A 23028-nucleotide genomic window follows, 5' to 3' on the forward strand; every position below is an offset into this window, starting at 1 on the left:
AGGGGGTGTCGGAGGATCGGGCATCGCGACGTCTACCAGCAGAGGGGGCACCGGGGTGAGCTCAAGGACCTGGCCGCAGATTGGCGGCAGGACCACCGGAGAGGACCTCATCCGCGCCTTGGAGGAGTCCCGCGCCGGAGTGCTCATCACTGGAGCCTCGGGGAGCGGCAAAAGCTACCTCACCAGTCTCCTGACCAAGGAAATCCGCGGTGACGCCTACATTGTGGTGCTCCGGGCCAGCGCCGGCCTCACCGCAAGCCCGTACGGTGCGCTGAACGTTCTGCTGCGGGACCTGGACTCGCAGTTCCTGTCCCATCCCGCGCTGGTCCTCTCTGCCCTGACGGCGCTGCTCACCGCGCGGGCCGAGGGCAAACCCGTGTACCTGGTCATTGAAAATGCAGGGGACGTGGATGAGTTCGCGGGGGCGGTCATCTCGCAGCTCGCCCGCAACGGAACGGCCGGCCTGATCCTGACGTGCACCGATCCGCAGCGGCTGGGCAGCGAACTGTCCCGGCTCTGCACGGACGGGTACCTTGCGCGGATCGAGCTCGAACCGCTTCCCCTGCCCGATGCCATCGCCTGGCTCGAAGCGAGCCTCGGCGGCCGCATCTCGGCATCCGCAGCACACGAGTTCTGGACGGCGAGCGGGGGAAATCCGCACTACCTGAAAATGCTGGCAGGAGAACTGGTTGACTCCGGGGCCCTCGCGGTGCGCGACGGCGTCTGGGTCCTCACCGCTACGGACAGGCCCCACGGCCCTGCCATCACAGACCTGGTGGTCACCCGGCTGGGCAAGGTGGGACCCGGGGAACGCATGGCCATGGAGGTCGTGTCCCTGGCCGGGACCGTGCCGCTGGAAGCGCTGCTGGCCATCGCACTGCCCGACGACGTCGACGCCCTGGAAAAACGCGGGATCCTGGTGGTGGACGACTCCCTGCCACGCACGGTGGGGATGCAGAACCAGCTGCTGCGCGACGTCATCCGCGCCAACATCCCCACCGGCCGCAGCAGCGATCTCCGGCGACGGTTCTGCGAGGCAGTGGAGCCGGCGCTGATGCACCCCGCGCTCAGGGTGGCCCTTGCCGCGTGGGCCCTGGAATGCGGTTCGCCGCTCACCGAAGCGGAGGCCCTGCATGCCGCTGCGATCGCCAACACCCGTGCTGACTACCCGCTGGCCCTTCGGCTGGTCCGCTCAGTACCCGGCCATTCACGCAGCGCCGCGGCGGTCGCGGAGGAAACCACCGCCCTCGCGGCCCTCGGCGCCGTCAGCGAAGCCCGGTCAGTGCTCCAGCAGTACCGGGAACAGGCCGGTGGCAGCGCGGACAGCAACGGTGCGGACACGCTGTCCTCCCCCGACACCCTGCGGTTCCAGCTGGCAGAGGCCGCGGTCCTGCAGTCCGACCGGGCAACCATGGACCAGGCTGCGGAACGCCTCCGGCATGTCCGGAAGATGCTGGACGGGGACCTGATGCCGGGGGATGTTGCTCCCGCTGGCGTATCGCAGAGAATGCATGGTGGGCCGGACGCTGAACGGGCCTTACGGGAAGAGCTGGTCCTTGCCGAAGCCCGGGTTGCGGGCCACCTTGGCCGTTACGCAGAAGCCGCGGCGCTGCTGGAGGATGCGCTGCAGGACTTTGAAACCCATGGACCGGAATTCCGCTTCATGGCGGGCAGCTTGTTGTGTGAGGCGTGGGCACTGACCGGGCGGCAGGCCGAGGCAGCTGACATGGCCGGCCAGCTGCTGGCCGACGGCCGGAATCCGATGGTGTCCGCAGCTGCTGCATGGTCGGCAGCAGGGCGGTTGCGGTTCGCGCTGCTGCTGGCCGGCTGCTGGGAAGATTCGGCATCGATGCTGCAGCCGCACTGGGACTCTCCGCTCCCCGCCGGCCAGCCGTTCCCGGCTTCCTTCGACCTGGCACTGGCCGTCCTGCGGTGCCTGCAGGGCAGGGCACATGAGGGCCTGGAATCCCTGGTTCCGCTGATCGGGCAGCTGCGGGTGCGGGATGACGAGGGGATCCTTGGCGTGGCCACCGCGGCTGCTGCCTACGCCTCGGCACTGCAGGGCGAACCGGACCGGGCCGGCAGCTACCTCGCACAGAAAAGGCCGGGGCCAGCGCGGCCCGGACGGCCGATGGAGTGGCTCACGGCCTATTTCACCATCCTCGCCGTTGACGGCGTTGACAGGCCGCAGGCTGCCGGCGACGCACTGATGCGGCTGGCCGACGACGACCATGCGGCGGGCAACCATGGCCTTGAGGTCCTCGCGCTGAGCACGGCCGTCAGGCTGGGACGGACAGCCGCGGCTTCCCGACTCCTTGAGACGGCGTTAAGGTGCGACGGCGACTTCGCCGGACTGTGCGCAGCCTACGCGAATGCGGTACTCGCCCATGACGTGGCCCAGCAGGTGGCCGTCGCCCAGCTCGCCCAGGACCTGCAGCATGACCGGTTTGCCTTCGACGTCGCCGAGGCAGTCATCCGCGGCGCGCATGCCCTGGAAGACCGTGCCCTGCTCCTGCAGGCCCGCCGGATCGCGGAAACCTGCCGGCACAGGATGCGGGCGCCGGAGGACACCGTGCAACAGGAAGACCGCATCACCGCGCGGGAACTGGAGATCGCCACCCTCGCCGCCCGGGGCCACAGCAACAAGGCCATCGCCGCCAGGCTGCACCTGTCGGTACGGACGGTGGAGGGACACCTCTACCAGATCTACGGCAAATTGAAGATCGTTGAACGCTCGGAGCTGCCGTTTGCCCTGGGCCTCGCTGAGGGGAACCAGCAATGACCGAGGTACTGGCAAGCGAAACGCTCGTTGGGCGCTCGGGCATCCTGGCCGCCGTCGCGGACTGCCTGCTGGACCGCAACGGGCCCGGCATCCTCCTGCTGGGTGATGCCGGGCTGGGCAAGACGGCACTGGTCAACGCGGTGATCCAGGAACTGGGCCAGCGCGTGCGGCCCTTCAGGGTGTTCGCCGGGGCCACGCTGGCCGGAGTCCCGTTCGCCGCCCTTGCACCACTGATCACCTCGCTGACGCCTGGCCAGATCAATGAGCCGCTGTCCGTGATGAAGGCCGTGACCGCCGCCCTGAACCCAGCGAGGGAACGGGAATCGGTGCCTGCCGTCCTGGTGGTGGAGGATGCCCAGCACCTCGACGAGGGAAGCGTCGCCGTCCTGGCCCAGCTCACGGCGGCCGAAGTGGCTAAGGTGATCTTCATCTGCCGCCCCCATCCGGCGCCGCCCGGCGAAATCTTTTCGATGTGGTCCGAAGGATTGCTGGACCGCTTCGACCTGCAGCCCCTGAACGGACAGGACGTCGATCAGCTGTGCGCCCAGGTGCTGGGAGCACCCGTGGTCCCCAGCGCAGGTGCGGTGCTCCGCAGGGCCTCCGGCGGAAACCCGATGTTCCTGCTGGAACTCATCGGCAATGCCAGGTCCGCGGGCCAGCTGGTCAACCGGAACGGGGCATGGATGCTGACCTCCGAGCTGCGCGGCAACAGCCTGCGGCTCCTGGATTTGGTCCGGAACCAGATCGTCCACCTGGACCATCTGCAGCGTGAAGCCCTGGACACCGTCGCCCTGGCCGAACCCCTGCCCCTGGATGTGCTGCGGCAGGCCAGCGACCACTACGCCGTGGACGAATTGCAGGAAATGCGGCTGATCACCATCGATTCCGATGCCGAGCAGCATGTCCGCCTGGTCCAGCCGCTGGTGGGCGAAGTACTCCGGCAGATTGTGCCGGCCGCCCGCAGCCTGCGGATCCGCCAGCGCATCCTGCAGCTCCTTGAAAACCGCCCGCAGACCATGGACGGACTGCTCCGTTATGTGTCCTGGGGGCTCGAAGCCGGTGCCCGGATCCCGGACACCGAGATCCTGGAGGCCGCGCAGCTGGCCAACCGGCTCTTCATCCCCAGCTACGTCGAACGGGTAGCCGGAGCCATCAAGGACCCGGCGCTCAAGCTCGCGGCCCGGGTGGAGGTGGCCCGCGCCAAGTGGTACCGGGGGGATATCCGGGGAACGGCCTGGGAAATCAGCGGGATCGTCGAAAGGACCAACCATCCGGCCACCCTGCGGCAGGTGTCCATGCTTGCCGCGCAACTCGCCAGGCGCCAGGGGGCGGGCCCCAACGCGGTAAAGCAAGCGGCGTACGAATGGGAGGCTGCCCTGGCCCGGATCGCTGAATCCGCCCGGGGAATCGACGCGCAGGAGCTTGAACTGGGACGCCTCGGAAGCCGGCTCCTGGTCCTGGAGGGAATGCAGGCGGAGGGCCGCCACGTGGAAACGGAACGCGAGCTGCGGCACATCTGGCAGCAGGGCGGGGACGGGGAAACCCGGCTGCTCGCAGGAACGCTGCTGGCTGAATCGATGGCCGTCACCGGCAAGCCCCTCTCGGCCCTGCAGGTTCTGGCCGACGTCAAGGACATCCTCGATGCTGCCGGCTACTGGGGCCTGCAGCACACCGGGTTCTTCATGCGCCGCTACATTCTTGCCCTGCTCCATGCCGGTGAGTTCGCAGTGCTTGAGGAGTACCTCCGGAACCACGTGTCCCAGGCGCCCAACTCGCTGATCTACGACGGCGGTGCGCTGCATTTCAGCGCGGGCAGCGTGGACCTGCGCCGCGGCAACCTGGGGGCCGCGCTGCCGTGCCTCCGCCAGGCGGTGAGCATGCTCCGGGTGTCGGACCTGCAAAGCGACCTACCCGACGCCGTCGCTGCCGCCGCCTACGCTGCTTCCCTGCTGAAGTTCCGGGACGTCGCGTCTTCCTACACGCTGGAGCATGAGTCGCTGGCCCGGGACGGGATGGAATCATCCCTGTTGGGCCGGGCCCACGCCGCCATGGCCAAGGTCCAGCAGGTGGGGCTGCGCCCCACGCTGTCCCGGCTGATGTCCCTCGCGGACACCGCGGCAGCCAACGGGGCAGTGGGGCCGGAGATCGATATCCTCGTCCTCGTCCTTCGGGCCGGGGACCTCTCCGTGGTGCGCCGCCTGAAATCCCTGGCAGAAACCAGTGAAGGCCGCACCGCCGAGTTCGCCTTCAGCTACAGCCAGGCCCTGGACGCCAAGGATGCCGCAGGACTCATTGCCCTGAGCGAGGCTGCGGCCAGGGAGGGGTTGGAGCTCGCAGCAGCGGACTACGCCGGCCATGCGCTCAGGATCCTCGAGAGCCGCGGAGACAAGTCCCGCCAGCTGGAAGCACAGCGGCTCCTAAAACGGCGCACCGCGGCGCTGGGGAAGGCTCCCGTGGCCACAGGCCAGGGGATGCCGGACCTGTCAAAGCTGACGCGGCGGGAACAGGAGATCGTTGCCCTGGTACAGACGGGTTCAAGCAACAGGGACATCGCGCTCAGCCTCGGACTCTCCCTCCGGACGGTGGAAGGCCACCTGTACCGGATGTTCGCCAAGCTCGGAATCAGCGACCGCGAAAAGCTGATCAGCGGCGATCACGGCGGCGACCACACCGCCTAACCAGCCTTTTTCGTTAACCAGCGCCTGCTGCCGCGCTGGTTTTCGGTGTTGCTTCCGCGGAATTCCGGGCATTCCGGGGGCACCCGCCCTACCGAGTACCAATACGAGTGGTGGGCAGCCCCAAGCCACGTAGTCTCACCGCCGGGTGCGGCGGGCGGGGTCAAAGACGGGTACACCACACTCGCGCCGGGCAAAGGACTTGATTAATACCCTCGTCTTGTTGGCAACCGCCAGCACGAGGGGAAGTGGGCCTCGACATGAAGCGCAGGAAGATTTCCTTTGCGGGGGACAGCCTGATGGCAGTCCGGCCGGAAGGCAGTTCCGATGCGACAGGTCTCCCGCCATTGGCGGGGACCCCCCAAAACGGGCCGGCGGTGAAGGGCGACGTGCCACCTGAGACCCGGGCACACACCTTCTCGCCGCCGGCTTTTATTCACTCTGGAGACAAAATGCACCGGGAGGTCGACTGACCATGGCACCGAACACGAAGGTAAAAACCCTCAAGAAACAGGTCGCCGTTGAATCCCATTCCCTGCCGGCTGAGGCAGTGGAGTGGACTGAGGGCACCGCCGCGCGGGCAATTCCCGCCCAGGACCAGGTGTTCACTTTCGACGTCGCAATCGTCGGCCTGGGCTACGTGGGACTGCCCACCGCCCTGGCCATCAACGCCTCCGGGCGGCGGGTCCTCGGGCTCGACGTCTCGGAGCGGCGGCTGGCAGTGATCCGCGAACAGCAGGCGGACCTGCTGGACTCGGACAAGGAGCGGCTCAAGACCGCGCTGCTGGACCCCTCATTCATGCTGACCAGCGACCTCTCGCTGCTGGCCCACGCGGCCGCCGTGGTGGTCTGTGTTCCCACTCCCGTGGACGCGTACCTTGTTCCCGACCTCGGCATCCTGCGCGCAGCGTGTGCCTCGGTGGTGGAATACGCGGTGCCGGGGCAGCTGCTGATGCTGACCTCCACCACCTACGTGGGCACAACACGGGACCTGCTGGCGATGCCCCTCGCCGCCAAGGGACTCATCCCGGGACGCGACGTGTACGTGGCGTTCTCACCGGAACGCATCAATCCCGGCGTCGACTCCTTCTCCCACGAGGACGTACCCCGCGTGGTGGGCGGTGTCACCGCAGCCTGCGGTGAGGCAGCGGAACGGCTGCTCAGCGCCAGCACCAAGCTGGTTCACGTGGTCCCGTCCGCGGACGCCGCGGAGATGACCAAGCTCGTGGAAAACACGTTCCGGGCGGTCAACATTGCCCTGGCCAACGAGTTTGCCCAGATCTGCCACGAGCTGGACATGGAAGTGATGGACGTGATCAACGCGGCCGCCACCAAACCGTACGGGTTCATGCCGTTCACCCCCGGCCCGGGAGTCGGCGGACACTGCATTCCCTGCGACCCGCACTACCTCCTCTGGCAGCTGCGCAAGGCCCGCATCACGGCGCCGGTGATCGAGCAGGCAATGATCGGGATCGCGGGCAGGCCGCACCAGGTAGTGGAAAAGGCACGGCGGATCCTCTCCGAGCGGAACCACGGCCTGGCCGGCGCACGGGTGATGGTGGTGGGCGTGGCTTACAAGCCCGATGTCGAGGACCTCAGGGAATCCCCGGCCCTCGAGATCATCGCCGAGCTCATCGCGGACGGCGCCGAGGTGGCCTACTCGGATCCGTGGTGCCTCACCGCGCCGGACGGCAGGGGCGGGACGCTGATCTCCAATCCCGCACCCCAACTGTGGGAAGCGGACCTCGTGATCCTGCACACCAGGCACAGCCAGACGGACCTTGACTGGCTGGAGAACGCCGCTGCAGTGCTGGACACCACCTACCGGCTGCCCAAGGCAGACAACGTCACCAGGCTCTGACCACACCACTCCATTTGGAAGCAGGAAGCATGAGAACAGCAATTACCGGCGGTGCCGGATTCATCGGGAGCCACCTCGTGGAACACCTCCTGGCAGCGGGGGACGAGGTAATTGTCCTGGATGACCTGTCCACCGGCCGGCTTGAGAACCTCAAGGGCGTCATCGGGCACCGCAAGTTCCGTTTCATCGAAGGCAGCATCCTTGACCGGGCTGCCGTGGACAAGGCCGTCGCGGGGGCGGACCGGGTGTTCCACCTGGCCGCCGCGGTAGGCGTCAACCTGATCGTTGACCACCCGCTGGAAAGCCTGCGCACCAACATCCACGGCACGGAAGTGGTCCTGGACTCCGTCCTTGAAGCAGGTGCCAGCCTCCTGCTGGCATCCACCAGCGAGATCTACGGCAAGAACACCTCGGACAGCCTTTCCGAGGAATCGGACCGGATCCTGGGCTCGGCCCTGAAATCGCGCTGGACGTACGCTGCGGCCAAGGGCATCGACGAAGCCTTCGCCCACGCCTACTGGCGGCAGTTCGGGCTGCGGGTGGCTATTGTCCGGCTCTTCAACACCGTGGGTCCCCGCCAGACCGGACGCTACGGAATGGTGGTACCGCGCCTGGTGCGCCAGGCGCTCGCGGGCGAACCATTGACCGTCTACGGAGACGGGCACCAGACACGCTGCTTCTCCTATGTGGGTGACATCGTGCCCGCCATCACGCGGATCTCCGAGGACGAGCGCGCGTACGGCAACGCCTACAACCTCGGCGGCAACCACGAGATCTCCATCCTCGCCCTCGCGGAGCGGATCGTGGAACTCGTGGGAAGCGACAGCCCCATCACACTGGTGCCTTACGAGCAGGCTTATTCCGAAGGCTACGAGGACATGCGACGGCGGGTGCCGGACAACGCCAAGGCCTTTGGCCTGGTGGGCTTCGACCCGAAGACCACGGTGGACCAGATCATCACCAACGTCGCCGCCGACAACCGGACGTCGAACACGGCGGACGCTTCACGGTGGAAGGTCATTCTCGCCTCCTGAGGGCCGAAGGTCCGGCAAATCCGATACTCCAATGACCGGGCCGGGATTAATTTCCCGGCCCGGTCATTGGGCTGCGAATTTCCAAAGAATGCCGTAAAGATCCGGAAAGCTATGAATTGGCTGTCAATGTGCGCATTTCCCTCGCCGATGCCACGGGATATCAAGGAAAATAAAGTGTCACGGCATACGAAGGAGTCCGGGTTGAAAAGAGCGGCAGCGCCAAATTATCTCCTTGCACCAACGGGATCGCGCGCGTGGCGGATTCGGCACAGCATGCGGGTGCGGTGGGGCTTCGCCGCCGCCCTTTCCTCGATGGCGCTCATCGCTGCGGGTTGTTCCTCACCTCCTGCCCCGCCGGACGGAGGAAACTCCTCCTCCGGGGAGGGCGGTTATCCGTGGCACACCAACATCGTGGCCACCACATTTTGGGTGGGTGAACTTTTCGATCCCAAAGCCGACGACGGCAGCCAGGTCATGTCCACCTACGACTCCGGCTGGATGCGGAACTACGGCGGTTGCGACGGGGTGATGAAATCAGGAACCTGCGAGACGGAGCAGCGGACGGAAGCCAACCGCTACATGCCCACCGGCATGACACCCAAGGAAAACCCCTTCTACCTCGACCTGCCCTACGACGACGTCAACGACAGCAAGGCATTCGCAGAACGGGCCAGCGTCATTCCCTGGGCCAAGGATTCCGCATATGCGGGCCGTGAGCAGGACAAATCATTCAGCTATATGAAGAACCAATGGGTCCGGATCCGCAAGGGAAACCAGGAATGCTACGGCCAGATCCAGGACGCAGGTCCCGGCCAGTACCACGACAAGGAATATGTTTTTGGATCCAATGATGCCCGCCCGGCCAATAAGGAATTCAACGGCGCTGGAATGGACGTTTCTCCGGCGCTGAACGCGTGCCTGGGTTTTGAAGACATTAACGGCGAATCGGACACCGTGGACTGGCAATTCGTAACCAGGGACCAGGTGCCGGAAGGGCCGTGGCTCGACATTGTCACCACCAGCCAGGTCCGCTGACCCGGCAGGTTACTCCGGCAGGCAGTCCGCCATCGCGTCAGCGCAGCTTGCCCTCAAAACCTGCGGCGAGGGCCTTGGCGAACTGGCCGGGCTCCTGCTGGACTCCGCTGCACACGTGGCTCGCCTGGCCATCGGCAGCGGCGGTTGTGCACTCCCGGTCCCTGTTGAGCGACCACATGGATACCCTCTGGATGCCTTTTTGGACGGCAAAGGAGTTGAGGCCACTGGCAGCGTCCAGCCCGAAGACTTCGCCCGGCAGGTCATTGACGCCGATCATCGGGGTCAGGCCCATCTTCGACCAGATCTCCTGGCTGCTGAGGCTGGTCCCCACCCGTTGGTAGCTGAGGCTCAGCTGGTCGTGGGTGGAACCGGCGGCCGCCACCGCCGCGTCCAGCATGCTCTGCGAGGACCCGCGGCTGGACCCGTAGTTCATGGTCATGATGTTGACGCCGGCAAGGTCGACGCCGGCGGCCAGCATCTGGTCCACCACGGCAATGCCGTCGTCGGTCAACCCACGTGGTGACGCCGGGAGCGTGAGCCACACGTCCAGTCCGCCGCCCCACCCGTCCTTTTCCTTTTGAAGGGCGGCCACCGCCGCTGCCCGCCGTTCCCCGGCCGGGCCGTTAAGCAGCGCATCGCCCTCGATGTCGAAATCGATGGTGGAGGGGGAGTATCGCTCCACCACTGAGCGGTAAGCAGCCTGCAGTTGGACCGGGTCCTGGCATGCGACGGCAAGCTCGGTGTTAACCGAGCCGCCAAAGGAAACCGCAATGGCGCCGCCGTTGGACTTCAGGGCGGAGATCCGTTGCTCAAGGTTGAGCGCGTCCCTGGCAGCATCGAGGCTGTAGGCATTGCCCCAGCTGGGAGCGCACGGCTGCGAGGAATCGGCGACGACGAAGGCCAGCGTGACGTTACGGCTGTCCGGCAGGCCGGTCCCGGTTAAGTCGTACGGCGGGTCAACCGTCACGTCCGCATATCCCGAAAACCACGGTTGCTGTGCCATGCCCGCCTCCGCAATGAAACGCCATAGGAAGAAACCGCCAACCAGCGCCAGCGTTACGGCTGCGGCGACCACGGCGAGCCGGGTGTTGGAGCGCCGGTTGCCCGAAGGCAGGTGCACCCTTCCCGCCCGCGATGGTGCCGGGGACGCGGCAGCCGTGCTGACCTGGCCGGTGCCCGGTTTGGCTGCCACATGTCCCCCGTATTGGTCGGATTTCCTGTCCACTCTCCTGAACCACCATTTGACCATAGGCGCCCTGTTTTCAGGCCAGGATTCCGTGCATGACGGGCCGCCATGGCCGGGCAGGCAGCGCCGAGTAGTGGCTTCGCGCGGGTACGTAATCAAAAAGCCAAATACGGGTACTGCCTACTCGTGTCCGGGGGGAACGGCCCTCCATAGGCTGAGGCTGTGAACGACTGAAACCGGTCGGTGGAGAAACGGGTCTCACCATGGAAATCTCGTCAATGAAGGGCGTTGCCCTCCAATGGCCGCGCGCCGCCGCGGGCAGGTCCGCGCCGTGAGCGGCGAGCATCCCGGTTCCGGCACCGCCGGCCCTAAGAATGGCACGCTGGCGTCAATGCAGGCCCGTGCTTCGCGCAGGAGGGTGGGCCTCCTTGCCGTGTCCTGGATTGCAGTCCTTGCCGTACTGACCGGCGGTGCGTCGCTGATGACGGCCAACGGCGGGGACCGCAGTGGCGTTGCGGCGGGCCCGCAAACTTCCGATCCGCCCACCGCAGGCGCTGCGCCGCTGCTGTCAGTTTCCCTGACGTTCGACGGCGGCCGGTCCAGCCAGCGGGAAGCGGCCCGTATTTTGGCTGACCACCAGTTGCGCGCCACCTTCTTCGTCAATTCAGGCTTTATTGGCGCCGCCGGCTTCCTGAACCAGGAGGACCTGCACAGCCTTGCCGAACAGCACCACGAAATCGGCGGCTACACGGTCACCCTGGCGGACCTCACCGCCGTCGAGCCCGGCGAAGCGCAACGGCAGGTGTGCAGTGACCGGGCGAAGCTCAGCGAATGGGGTTTCAAGGTGACCAGCTTCGCCTACCCGTTCGGGGCGTCGTCCCCCGCCGCCGAGGACATCGTGTCCGGTTGCGGCTACAACAGCGCCAGGGGACAGGACCGGATCCGCAGCCCGCACTCCTGCGAGTCCTGCGCCCCGGCCGAGACCGTACGCCCGGAGGATCCCTTCAACACCCGTGCCACCGCCGAGGTGGGCCGCGACTGGACACTGCAGGGGCTGCAGCAGACCGTGGAACAGGCTGAGGCAGCAGGCGGCTGGCTGCAGCTGGCCTTCTACGACATCGATGACTCCGGAAGTCCGCTGTCAATCAGCCCGGCCCTGTTCGAACAGTTTGCCGCCTGGTTGGATGCGCGGACAGCGCAGGGCACCATGGGGGTCCGGACCGTCCACGAGGTGATCGGGAAAGTGGCCAAGCCTGTGGTCCCGGGAGCAACTGCACCCCCTGCCGGCCCGGGCGTCAACGCCCTGCGGAATCCGGGGCTGGAAACACCGGGAAAGTATGGCCTGCCGGAATGCTGGCAGGTGGCAGGCTACGGAGAAAATTCGTCCGAACTGGCAACCCTGGCTCCCGGCTTCCGGGACGGAACGTCCCGGCGGCTGGATGTCACCGGCTACAAATCAGGGGACGCCAAGCTCCTGCCGGTCCTGGACCTGGGAGCCTGCGCGCCGAGTGTCACCGCGGGCCACACTTACTCGCTCCGCGCCTGGTACCAGTCCACGGCGCGGACGCAATTCGCGGTGTACTACCGCAACGCAATGGGTGATTGGCAGTTCTGGACGGCCAGCCCGTACTTCCCCGCCAGGACGACATACGGGCAGGCGGTCTGGGAGACACCGCCTGTTCCCGACGGCGCAGAGGCCATCAGCTTCGGGCTCAACCTTTTCAGCGACGGCCAGCTGGCCACCGATGACTATGAAATGTACGACGCCGTGGGGGCGCCGCCTCCTGCCCAGTGAGCCCCAGCCCCGGGGCCTTCCCAAGATGAATCGAGTGGTAAGCCATGAAAACTACCGGCTGCGGGCCTGTGGAAGAACTGCCTCCGCGCGAGGGTGCCCGGCGGGGACTGCTCCGCCGGGCTAAATCCTTGGTGACCGTGGGGGCCGCCCTGGCCCTGGCCGTCGCCGGCCTGGCGATGAGCCCGCCGGCAGCCCATGCTGCCGCGCCCACGGTGGTCAGCCTGACGTTCGACGACGGCCACGCGGACCAGTTGGCGGCAGCCCAGACCATGAACTCGCTGGGACTGAAGGGCACCTTCTTCGTGACTTCCGGCGTCGTGAATACCCCGAACTACTTCACGCTCGCCCAGGTCCAGGCGCTGGCGGCCGCAGGGCATGAAATTGGCGGCCACACCGTGACCCACCCGGACCTCACCACCCTTCCCAGCGATGAAGCCACGCGGCAGGTGTGCAACGACCGCGTCAACCTCAGCAACTGGGGTTTCCGGGTGACCAGCTTCGCCCACCCCTTCGCAGCGGCCAATGCCAGCACCGAGGCAATCGTCCGGAACTGCGGCTACAACAGCGCCCGCGGGCTGGGCGATATCCGCACCCGGTTCAGCTGTGGTACCTGTGCGGTGGGCGAATCCATGCCGCCGGCCGACCCCTATTACACGGCGGCGCCGGACCAGGTGGAAAACACGTGGACGCTGGCGGACCTCCAAAGGAGCGTCACGCAGGCTGAGAACGGAGCCGGTGGATGGGTCCAGCTGACGTTCCACCACATTGCCAACAACCCTTCCGACTCCATCACCATCTCGCCCACCCTGTTTAACCAGTTCGCCAACTGGCTGAAGACCCGTCCCGCCACCACCACGGTCAAAACGGTGGACCAGGTCATCGGCGGGACGGTCAAGCCGCTGGTTTCGGGGCCGGCCGTTCCGCCGCCCGGCACGGGCAACCTCGTCAAGAACCCGGGCTTTGAAACGCTCACCAACGGCGCTCCCCAGTGCTGGCAGCAGGGCGGATACGGAAGCAACACCCCCACGTTCAGCACCGTCAACCAGGGCCGGACCGGCAGGGCCGCCCAGGTGGTGATGCGGAGCTACGCCAACGGTGACGCCAAATGGCTGCCGTCCCTCGACCTGGGCGGATGCTCACCCGCGGGAACTGCCGGGCACAGCTACAACCTGGGCATGTGGTACAAATCCACGGTCCCCACGCAGTTCGCGCTGTACTACCGCAGCGGCATCGGCTCCTGGACCTACTGGACCTCAAGCCCCTGGTTTGCAGCGGCCACCACGTTCCAGAAGGCGTCCTGGACCACTCCGGCGCTTCCCGCCGGGGCGAGCGGCATCAGCTTCGGCCTGAACATCTTCAGCAACGGCACGCTGGTCACCGATGACGCCGAGATGTTCGACGCCGCCGCAACACCGCCGCCGCCACCACCGGCGGCGGGCGCGAACCTCGTGCAGAACGCCGGGCTGGAAACTGCCGGCACGGGCACCCTTCCGCAGTGCTGGCAGACGGCGGGCTTCGGAACGAACACCCCCACCTACGCCACGCTCGCCACCGGGGCTCACTCCGGTACTAAGGCCGTGCGGCTGGTGATGAGTAACTACTCAAACGGTGACAGCAAGCTTCTCCCGTCCCTGGACGCCGGTTCCTGCGCCCCACCTGCCATCGCCGGCAAGACCTACTCGCTGCGGGCCTGGTACACCTCCACCGCCACCACCCAGTTCGCGGTCTACTACCGCAACTCCGCAGGGACGTGGGTGTACTGGACCTCGAGCCCCTGGCTTGCCCCAGCCGCCACCTACACGCAGGCGAGCTTCACCACGCCGGCACTGCCCGCGGGGGCCACCGCCATCAGCTTCGGCCTCAACCTCTTCAGCAACGGCACCCTCATCACGGATGACTACGCGATGTACGACACGGTGGGGGCTCCGGCGCTGTGATTGCTGTATCGATCATCCTGGTCCTCGGTGTCAGCACCATCTTCTGGACTCTCGTGGGGCTGGTGCGCCTCGCGGGGGAGAACTCCTGGCTGTTGGAGGAGTGGAGACACCGGTACCGCACGTGGCGGTCCGTCAGGGCGGGGTTGCCGGCCGTCGCCGCCAGGCCCAGGAGGGGCCGCCACAGGGGAACCGGCATCCGCATCCTGCCATCCCACGTCGCCGTGCTGGTGGCCGCCCATAACGAGGCGCTGGTGATCAACGAGACCATCCGCGCGGCGTCGAGGCTGGTACCGCGCCGGAACATCCACGTCGTTTCCGACATGTCGACGGACAACACGGCACAGCTGGCACGCGCAGCCGGGGTTAAAGTGCTGGAGCTGGAGCCCAACCGGGGCAAGGCGGGCGCCCTGGCCGCCGGGATCGCGCACTTCGACCTGTGCCGGCGGTTCAAGGTGGTGATGCTGCTGGATGCCGATACGCGTCCCACCGAGGATTACCTTCGGACCGGCCTGCCGCTGTTCGCCGATCCAACGGTGGTGGCCGTGGCAGGGAGGGCAAAATCCATCATGGATCCGCCGTCGCCCACCGCCATGGGACGGTTCCTGGTGGCGTACAGGGAGCGCCTGTACATCGTGGTGCAGCTCCTGCTGAAGTACGGGCAGGCCGCGCGCGGTGCCAACGTGGTGTCCATCGTTCCGGGGTTCGCCAGCATGTACCGGACCAGTGCACTGCAGGAGATCGACGTCGTCGCACCCGGCCTGGTCATCGAGGACTTCAACATGACGTTCGAGATCCACGCCAGGAAACTCGGCAGGATCGCGTTCCACCCGTCCGCGGCGGTGGCCTATACCCAGGACCCGGACAGGCTGCAGGACTACATGAAGCAGGTCCGCCGGTGGATTTTGGGATTCTGGCAGACGGTCCGGCGCCACCGGAAGCAGACCGGCCGGTTCTGGCTGGTCCTGGCAACATACATCTTCGAGTTGCTGATGAGCTGCGTCTTCTTTGTGCTGCTGCTGCCGGTGTTCCTCGTCTCCCTGTTTGCCGCGATCCAGGTGACGGCCTTCGGCAGCGACTGGGATGTTGCTGTTTTCCTGTCCGGCCTGCTGCGGCCGCAGGATGTGCTGTTCGGTGTCCTGCTGCCGGACTTCCTGTTGACCATCCTGGCAGCGGTTTCCCTTCGTAAGCCGGGGATGCTGCTGATGGCACCGCTATTCCCGCTGATGCGGATCCTGGATGCCTTCCTGTGCCTCCAGGTACTCCCGAAGGCCTTCTCCTCGGCCTCGACCGGCACCTGGGTCAGCCCCGCCCGCAGGGTGCAGGGGAAAGAGCTGACACCGGTGACGGCCGGGAACGGAGCCTCCTGACAACTGTCAGGAGGCTCCCTCAGGCGGCACCGTCAGGCGGCACTGCTCAAGGTGCTGACGCCTGCTGCCGTCAGTTGCTGACTCCTGAGGTGGTCTCGACGGTCAGCCACGGTCCGGCCGGAACGTTGGCACGGTCAATGAAGCGCCACGAGACGCGGTCGCTGCTGCCGTCCAGTTCGGCGAAGCCAAGGCAGCCGTTCAGGGCGGGGGAGACGTCCATGCCGGCACCCTGGGTAGCGTCGGCGGAGAAGCTCTGGTTGACCGGGCGTGCGTCGCCGGCCCCGAAGACGTAAGCGGAGTCGTGGTATTCGGAGCCGCTGGAGGGGCCGGCATCCTCGATCTGTCCGTAGCAGGTGCTGCCGTTCGGGCCCGTGATCTGGACCCACCGGTTCTTCATGTAGCTGTAGCCCTGGTCTGCGCAGTGGTCCGCCCCCGTGGCGGCGTTGTCCGCTGCAGCCCAGGGAATGACCCGGCAACGCTCCTGGAAGGCGACGCCGTCGTTCAGGTCGTCGTACGGCAGGTCAAGGTAGAACGGGTTCTGCAGCGGTTTGGGCTGGTTGAGCGGGAAGTATCCGTTGCTGGCAACGCGCCGTTCGGTGGCGCACTTGAAGTCGGCGCCGGAACCGGAGCTCACTCCGTCACACCCGCCGTAATAGCTGCCGGGGCATCCGGCAGCGCCGGCGTCAACGGTGCCGAGCTTGACCCCGGTGTGCTGGTACGCCCACTGGCTGTTGTAGGTGGAGCAGACCTGGGAACCGTCCGAGAGGCTGGCGTTGAAAATCTCGCCAACCCAGAACGTGGTGCTGATGATGTTGCTGTGCAGGGGGTACGCGCTGCTGCCGCTCCCGGAGGCTGCCGCCGGAACAATGGCCGGAGCGGGCGCCGGAGCCGGTGCTGCCGGGGCCGGGGCCTGGGTGGCCGGAGCGGGAGCGGCCGCCGCAGGGGAAGTTTCCGCCGCGGCAACCGGCGTGCTGCTTGGTGTGGGGGCGGGCGTCCGCTTGGGCTGTGCCTTGTCCTTGGCCGGCGACTCGGACGGGCGCTGTCCGGCTGCTTTCGTGGCTGCGGATGTGGTGGCGGACGACTGTGTGGCCGAAACCGTGAACAGTCCACCGAGGGCCAGTAGCAGCACTGCTGCAAGGGCTGTGATCAGGTGTTTCATGGGATGTCATATCTGTTGGGTGCATGGACTCCGAGACCATGGCGACCCGCCGCGGGCGCGCAAAAATAACGCGCAGCGGCAACGCTGCGCGTCATCTTTTCTATCGCCCGGGATGGTGGATCGCGGTGGGGGCAGCTACATCAATCGGCGCTCGTCAACTCCCCAGCCGCAGGCGCCGGAACCTGCCCACGCCAACCAACCTTACACAGGCCCGGTCCAGCGCCCGAATCGGGGAATACCCGGTCCGGGGCCCGAAAATCCAAGTAGTACACACTCAATCCCTGCCTGAAATGGCCCGATACCGTGTGAGCATCTCGACAACGGTCCTACCGCGGCCACCAGGAAATGCGCCCGGTGGCCCTCACCTAAGACAGGACCATGGACAACGCGGCAGGCAACCACCCTTCTCAGGGAATCATCCGGGCAGCGGAGCTGCATGACATTGTTGTCGCCCTGTCAGGGCCGGAACCGGCAGGTGTGCTGATCTCCGGCGCCGGCGGTTCGGGCATGACAACCCTGCTGGACGCCGCGGCGTCCGTCCTGGAGGGCACCTTCTCTGTAGTTGCGCGCACCGCGGCCAGTTCCTTCACCGATGTTCCGTTCAGTATTGCCATGGCGCTGATTCCGGATCTGCCCGCGAAATCGAATGCTTCCCCCAGGTTCCTGGTGCAGGCCTCACGCCAGGCGCTGCGCAGCGCCGGGCCGCCGGGGATGCCCGTGCTGCTGGCCCTGGACAACATAGATTTCCTTGACGACCTGTCGCTGTGGCTTCTCAACAAGGTGGTGTCCGAACCGGACATCCGGCTGCTGGCAACCCACCGTTCCGACCGGCCGCTGCGCATGGAACTCATGGAGTCGGTGGTGGCCCGGCAGCTGTCCGTGGTCAACCTTTCCGAGCTTGGTCCGGAACGGATGCGGGACTTCCTGGCGTCCCGCCTTCAGGGCCGGCCTTCCGAAGGCCTGGTCCGGAATATCCAGGCGGCCTCCGCGGGCAACATGCTGGCCGCGAGGCTCCTCCTTGATGCGGCGGTGGCCGGCGGCGGTGTGGCCTGCTCCGGCGGTGAATGGTCGATGACCCAGGACACGCGCGGGGGAACCCAGATCCAGGAGCTCGTGACGCGCCGGCTGGCCAGGTATCCGCACCAGCAGCGCCAGCTGATAGATTTCCTGGCCGTCGGCGAGCCGCTGTCCGTCGGCGTCGCCGAAGCGCTGGCAGGGAGCGTAGCCCTGGCGGAGCTCCGGTCTGCGGGCGCCGTCCGGATCCAGGACGCCGGGCTGCCGGATCCCGCTGCCGCCACCGCAACCCTGAACCATGTCCTCGAAGCCGGTGCTGCCCTGCAGCAGTTGGCGCCGGACCAGCAGCGTGAACTTCGGCTGGCCCTCCGGAGCCAGATGTCCCACGGCGATGCCGGTTCGCTGTGGGACCTGTTCCGGCGCGTCGCCCTGGAGCAGCTAAGCGGCCTGCCCACGCCGGACGCCGACCTGCTGGCCGTGGCGATCGCCGCCAACGACCTGCATGACAGCCACCGGGCCCGGCACGCCGCCGCAGGAGTGACGGCGCCGGAACTAAGGCTCCCGGCCGGCGTCGAACATGCAAGGGCCCTGTACCTCGTGGGGGACATCTATGGCAGCGTCCAGTTGCTCAGGCGGTTGCTGGCATCCTCGGACGGGGCGGACAACAGGGAATTCCTGCGGGCGGTCTGGCTGCTGGTGCGGGCGCTGCATCCCACGTCCCCAGACCCTAACGTCCTGCATGCCCTCGTTGACGATGCGCGACGACGGGTGGAGGCCGCCGTCGACGCCGAGCCTTTTGGAGGGCAGGAGGCACGGGACGAGCTGGACGTCCTGCAGTTGTACCTTGATGCCCAGTCCGGCACCTGGCCACGCGCCGGGGATGCGCTGTACCAGCGGCTCAGCAGGCAGCACACCATAGGCGCCCCACTGGGCGGCGACCACCGGGCAGGCGGGGACGCTGGTGGTGCGCCTCCGTTGCCGACTACCGAGGCGGGTGTGCTGCTCATGGCGCTTGTCTCGCAGGGGCTGGCCGTTGGCGGCCGGTTTGCCGAGGCAGTGGAGCTGTCCACCGCCGCCCTGGAATCCCTGGAACGCCTGGCCCGGTGCACTGTGGACTTCCACGCGGTGGTGCTGATCATCCACGGCTCCAACCTGATCTGGCGGGGCCAATGGGGTGGCAAGGAAATGGTGTGCTCGGGGGCGCCGCGGCAGACAGTGGGCCGGCTGAGCTATTTTGAGGGGCCGGCGCACCTGTACCGGGCTTTTGTCCTGGCACGGCAGGGCAGCCTTGACCTGGCATGTGAGCATTTCCGGCAAGCGAAGGTGCGTTTCGATGAAGCAGACCCGGAAGGGCTGTTGCCGGTCACGCTGGGTGGACTTGCCGCGGCCGCGTGGCTGCTGGGAGACGTGGGGCAGGTCCGCCGCGCCCTGGCAGCCTACGATGCGAGACGGCAGTCCGGCAGCTATCTGGCTGCCCGGCTGGCGGACAGTTATTCTTCGGCGGCCCGTTCGGTGGTGAGCGGTGCAGGCTCGTCCAACCGCAGGCTGCTGCAGTTGGCGGATACCGCCGGCAAACGGGGACACCGCGCCCTGGAGAACCTGAACCTGGGGCTTGCGGCACGGACGGGAGCACGCGGAGTGAGGTCCCAGGAGGTGGGCGTGGCGGACCTCATCTGGAGCGTGCCGCCGGCAATGCTGGGCGAGCCGCATGACGACGTGCCGGCGTCGCATCCGGACGTAGCTTTCCCGGGGTACGACGATCCTGAGCAGGAGGATGTCCTCGGAACCGGGGAGATGCCGCCGGCGGGGACCACTGCTGCACGGCCCCCCGCTGCCCTCCCGGACCTCGGCAAGCTGTCCAACAGGGAGAGGGAAGTGGCCGGGCTGATAGCTTCCGGACTGAGCAGCGCGGAAGCGGCTGTCCGCCTGGGGATCTCCGTGAATACAGTCAACGCCCACCTGCAGCGGACCTACGGGAAACTCGGGGTTTCGAGCCGGCAGGAACTGTCCGAAGTGTGGAGCCACGGCGAGGATTTCCCGGAGTAGCCGGGCTCACCAGGAAGGTCGCTCCAACACATACCCCCACAAAAGGGGCCCCGCCGGTGTAGGCTGCAGTGCAGCTCACCGGCCGGGCCCTGGTGGTGCCGGGCGTCCCCGCTACAGCGGCAGGGACGTCATGAGTACCGAAATCGACACGAGGCCAAGGACGCACCAGACGAAGGCCAGCTGCCACATCTTGGCTTGGCCTTTCCGGTGGCTTCCATGCCATACCCGCTCCATTTCCTGAGCATCCATGCAGCAATTTTCGGCGGGGGAGTGCCGCTGCGAAAGGGTGGCCGCCACCCTTCTGCGGGTTGGGGGCACTCCAATCACCCAGATGCTACTTACGCATCCCGGGGCGCGGGGAAGGCGGTCCGGAAGATGGCTGAGGAGGCGCTCGGTCTATGCGGATGCGGGGCGCGGATAACCTGTGGGTATGAAGAACCTGGACCTGAACCTGCTGCCCCCTTTGCAGGTCCTCCTGGAGCTCAAGAACATCTCCCGGGCGGCGGAACGGCTCCAGCTCAGCCAGCCAGCCACCAGCGCGGCGATGGCGAGGCTCCGGCGGCATTTCGACGACGAACTCCTCGTCCGCAACGGCCGCACCTATGACCTCACGCCCTTTGCGCAATCCTTGGTCCCGCTGGTTGATGAAGCCCTGCTGCACATCCAGCGGGCCACCCGGGTGCGGTCAGGCTTCGACCCCGGCACCAGCGAGCGGGAATTCATCATCGCCGCCTCGGACTACGCCGCCGCGCTGATTGTTGGCCCCCTGCGGGGGATCCTCCGTGATGAGGCTCCCGGTGTGTCAGTGGATTTCATGCCCACCTCCAAATCCGGGATCCAGGGCCAGTTGGCCGACTACTCGAAGATCGACCTTCTGGTGGGACCCACCGGGTACCACATGCAGGGTGCCAGCAGGCAGCTTTTCCGGGACAGCTTTGTGGTGGTCGCGGACGCCGGGAATCCCCTGCTTCAGCAGCCCCGGCTCACACCGGCAGACCTGATCGCGGTGCCCCACGCCGTCGGGTACTTCGGTGAGGGCGTCAGCACCCCGGCGGACAAACTCTTCGAGTCGCTGGGCCTGCAGCGCCGGGTGGCCGCCGTGGTGGCCGGGTTCCTGTCCCTGCCGCTGCTGGTGGAGGGGACGGATCTTGTGGCGCTGGTCCCGCGGATGCTGGCCGCACGCGCCGGGCGCGGCGCCAATATCGCGGTCCTGGAATTTGCAGACGGGACCGAGGCGTCCCTGGTGGAGGCCATGTACTGGCATCCGTCCCAGACGGAGGACCCGGCAAGCCTTTGGCTGCGGTCCGTGGTCCAGCGTTCATGCGGCCGGCTGCAGGAACTCTTCCCAGTCAACGCCCATCCCGTGGCCATCCACGCGGCGGGTACCCCGTAGACCCATGGCATGGACCAGCTCCCGGACGGGGGTCTTTGCATAATTCAACCCTGTAACGGGGTGGTTGCGCGGCCGTAGACTCGTGCTGAAACGAGCCGTGCAGCGACTCAAACAAACCCAAGGAGGACTGTTATGAGCAATGCAACCACCAGCCCCGAGGCGGCGGCCGCCGCGCAGACCCTGTTCCGGGTGGCTTTGGGAGGAGTCCTCGTGGCTCACGGATCCCAAAAACTCTTTGGCTGGTTCGGCGGGGGAGGCGTCGAAGGCACCAGCAAGGGCATGCACGCCATGGGTTTCCGCCCCGCTAAAACCAGCGCCGTCCTTGCGGGCGTAGGTGAAGCAGGAGCCGGGCTTGCTCTGGCCCTGGGTTTGGCCACCCCTGCCGCCGGCGCAGCTGCCGCAACCACCATGGGCGTAGCGGCCAGCGTCCACGCCCCGAACGGTTTCTTCGCCCAGGAAGGCGGCCTCGAGTACCCGGCCGTGCTGGGCCTGGCAGCCGCCGCCTTCACGATCGGGGGCTCCGGACTCTACTCCCTGGATGCGATGACCGGCCACGTCCTGGACCGGCCGTGGATGCGGATCACTGCTTTGGCCGCGATCCCCACCGCCATCGCCATCCAGGTTTCCCGCCGGCGGAAAGCCCTCGCCGCAGACGCTGCGGCTCCGGCCGCTGGCGCTGCCGCGGAAGACGCCTGAGCCGTACCCCGGGCAGCGCCCACGCCGCCAGGTCCGTTGCGATCCTAGGTTCCGGAAGGAGCCGCAGCGGCGACCCGGTTCCGGGGGCGGGTGCGGGCGGGGACCCGGGTCAAGGCCTCGCGCCGGGTGCCCACGGTGTTTTCGATGCTTCCGATGCCTTCGACGGTCAGGCGCACCGCGTCGCCGGTTTTCAGTGGCGGGGGAGTCTGGGCGCCGTTCCTGCCCCAGAGTTCGGCGAGGCAGCCGCTGCCACACGTGCCGGATCCCAGTACATCGCCCGGCAGAACCACCGAGTCCTGCGAGGCATAAGCCACCAGATCAGCGAACGGCCAGCCCATGTTGGAGAGCAGGTCCTGGCCGATCAGTTCGCCGTTGACCTCGACGGACATGGAGATGGGCAGGAAGCCCTCGGCGTCATGCCGGTCCTCGAACTCGTCAGCGGTGACGATCCACGGGCCCAGGGTGTTGGAAAAATCCTTGCCCTTGCACGGCCCCAGGCTGACCTTCATCTCGCGTCGCTGCAGGTCCCGGGCGGACCAGTCGTTGAGGACGGTGTAGCCGAAGATGTGCCGGTGCGCCGCATCCGCGTTCAGGTTCCGGCCGTCGCTGCCGGGAACACGCCCGACGACGGCTGCCACCTCGGTCTCGAAGTCCAGGTCCAGGCACCCGGCAGGGATCCCAATCACCTCGCCGGTGCCGGTCACGGTGTGCGGGTTGGTGAAGTAGAACGTGGGCGCCTCGTACCATTCGGGCACCACGCCGGCGACGCCGTCGATGCTCTTCCGGACGCCCTCAACATGTTCCTCGAAGGCAACAAAGTCGCGGATGGTGGCCGGCGCCAGCGGGGCGAGCAGCTGCACATCCGCCAGAGGAACCGCCGCGCCGGAGCCGATGGTCCGCCGGGCGATGGCCAGCGTCTCCTCCAATCCGGCGTCCAGCAGGGTTTGCACGTCTTGGCCCGCAGGCAGCGGATGGCAGGCGCCGTCGCTGACAAAGCCGGACTGCGTCCCGCCGTCGTGGTTCCACCGGGCGATCTTGACCATGAATC

At 66.9% G+C, this 23028-nt stretch carries 15 protein-coding genes; 11 read left to right on the forward strand and 4 right to left on the reverse strand.

Annotation, left to right across the window (positions count from 1 at the left end; all coding sequences use genetic code 11):
- Window positions 1–55: 55 nt before the first annotated feature.
- From AC1DBN_RS08230 to AC1DBN_RS08250, 5 genes are all read left to right on the forward strand, one after another.
- The gene (locus AC1DBN_RS08230; RefSeq protein ID WP_477722980.1) at window positions 56–2782 is read left to right on the forward strand and encodes a helix-turn-helix transcriptional regulator; all 2727 of its coding nucleotides are present in this window, start codon (window positions 56–58) and stop codon (window positions 2780–2782) included.
- Window positions 2779–5460, forward strand: a complete 2682-nt coding sequence (locus AC1DBN_RS08235; protein ID WP_314214847.1) for a helix-turn-helix transcriptional regulator — start codon at window positions 2779–2781, stop codon at window positions 5458–5460. Before AC1DBN_RS08230 ends, AC1DBN_RS08235 begins: the two co-directional genes overlap by 4 nt.
- A 472-nt stretch (window positions 5461–5932) precedes the next feature.
- A complete protein-coding gene (locus AC1DBN_RS08240) occupies window positions 5933–7318 on the forward strand; it encodes a nucleotide sugar dehydrogenase (protein WP_091723549.1) in 1386 nt (461 codons plus the stop codon).
- 29 nt (window positions 7319–7347) lie between these two features.
- Complete coding sequence (locus AC1DBN_RS08245) at window positions 7348–8352, forward strand: dTDP-glucose 4,6-dehydratase (RefSeq protein WP_477722981.1); 1005 nt, start codon at window positions 7348–7350, stop codon at window positions 8350–8352.
- A 411-nt stretch (window positions 8353–8763) separates the two neighbouring features.
- Complete coding sequence (locus AC1DBN_RS08250) at window positions 8764–9387, forward strand: hypothetical protein (protein WP_314214843.1); 624 nt, start codon at window positions 8764–8766, stop codon at window positions 9385–9387.
- Window positions 9388–9424: 37 nt separating this feature from the next.
- Here AC1DBN_RS08250 and AC1DBN_RS08255 read toward each other — a convergent pair whose 3' ends face one another.
- A complete protein-coding gene (locus AC1DBN_RS08255; protein ID WP_477722982.1) occupies window positions 9425–10612 on the reverse strand; it encodes a chitinase in 1188 nt (395 codons plus the stop codon).
- 292 nt (window positions 10613–10904) lie between these two features.
- On the opposite strand from AC1DBN_RS08255, the gene AC1DBN_RS08260 reads away from it, so the two are divergent.
- From AC1DBN_RS08260 to AC1DBN_RS08270, 3 genes are read left to right on the forward strand one after another with little or no spacing between them, the layout of a single operon-like run.
- Complete coding sequence (locus tag AC1DBN_RS08260) at window positions 10905–12368, forward strand: polysaccharide deacetylase family protein (RefSeq protein ID WP_477722983.1); 1464 nt, start codon at window positions 10905–10907, stop codon at window positions 12366–12368.
- Window positions 12369–12412: 44 nt separating this feature from the next.
- On the forward strand, window positions 12413–14305 hold the full coding sequence (locus AC1DBN_RS08265; RefSeq protein ID WP_477722984.1) for a polysaccharide deacetylase family protein: 1893 nt from the start codon (window positions 12413–12415) through the stop codon (window positions 14303–14305).
- Window positions 14302–15672 (forward strand): glycosyltransferase family 2 protein, encoded by a 1371-nt coding sequence (locus AC1DBN_RS08270; RefSeq protein WP_477722985.1) that lies wholly within the window; start codon window positions 14302–14304, stop codon window positions 15670–15672. Before AC1DBN_RS08265 ends, AC1DBN_RS08270 begins: the two co-directional genes overlap by 4 nt.
- Before the next feature lie 70 nt (window positions 15673–15742).
- On the opposite strand, the gene AC1DBN_RS08275 is transcribed toward AC1DBN_RS08270, so the two are convergent.
- Window positions 15743–16831, reverse strand: a complete 1089-nt coding sequence (locus tag AC1DBN_RS08275; RefSeq protein ID WP_477722986.1) for a hypothetical protein — start codon at window positions 16829–16831, stop codon at window positions 15743–15745.
- 378 nt (window positions 16832–17209) lie between these two features.
- Between AC1DBN_RS08275 and AC1DBN_RS08280 the strand changes: the two genes are divergently transcribed.
- Window positions 17210–19891 (forward strand): helix-turn-helix transcriptional regulator, encoded by a 2682-nt coding sequence (locus AC1DBN_RS08280; RefSeq protein ID WP_477722987.1) that lies wholly within the window; start codon window positions 17210–17212, stop codon window positions 19889–19891.
- Window positions 19892–20002: 111 nt separating this feature from the next.
- On the opposite strand, the gene AC1DBN_RS08285 is transcribed toward AC1DBN_RS08280, so the two are convergent.
- Window positions 20003–20140: a hypothetical protein gene (locus AC1DBN_RS08285; protein WP_156368405.1), complete on the reverse strand. Its 138-nt coding sequence runs from the start codon at window positions 20138–20140 to the stop codon at window positions 20003–20005.
- A gap of 181 nt (window positions 20141–20321) precedes the next feature.
- Here AC1DBN_RS08285 and AC1DBN_RS08290 point away from each other — a divergent pair, with 181 nt between their 5' ends.
- Window positions 20322–21284, forward strand: coding sequence for a LysR family transcriptional regulator (locus tag AC1DBN_RS08290; protein WP_091723538.1), 963 nt, complete (start codon window positions 20322–20324; stop codon window positions 21282–21284).
- A gap of 132 nt (window positions 21285–21416) precedes the next feature.
- Window positions 21417–21980, forward strand: a complete 564-nt coding sequence (locus AC1DBN_RS08295; protein WP_477722988.1) for a DoxX family protein — start codon at window positions 21417–21419, stop codon at window positions 21978–21980.
- Window positions 21981–22024: 44 nt separating this feature from the next.
- Here the strand turns inward: AC1DBN_RS08295 and AC1DBN_RS08300 are convergent, their stop codons facing one another.
- A complete protein-coding gene (locus AC1DBN_RS08300; protein ID WP_091723534.1) occupies window positions 22025–23023 on the reverse strand; it encodes a fumarylacetoacetate hydrolase family protein in 999 nt (332 codons plus the stop codon).
- Between the last annotated feature and the right edge of the window lie 5 nt (window positions 23024–23028).

Source organism: Pseudarthrobacter sp. 10T415 (genome assembly GCF_056394175.1).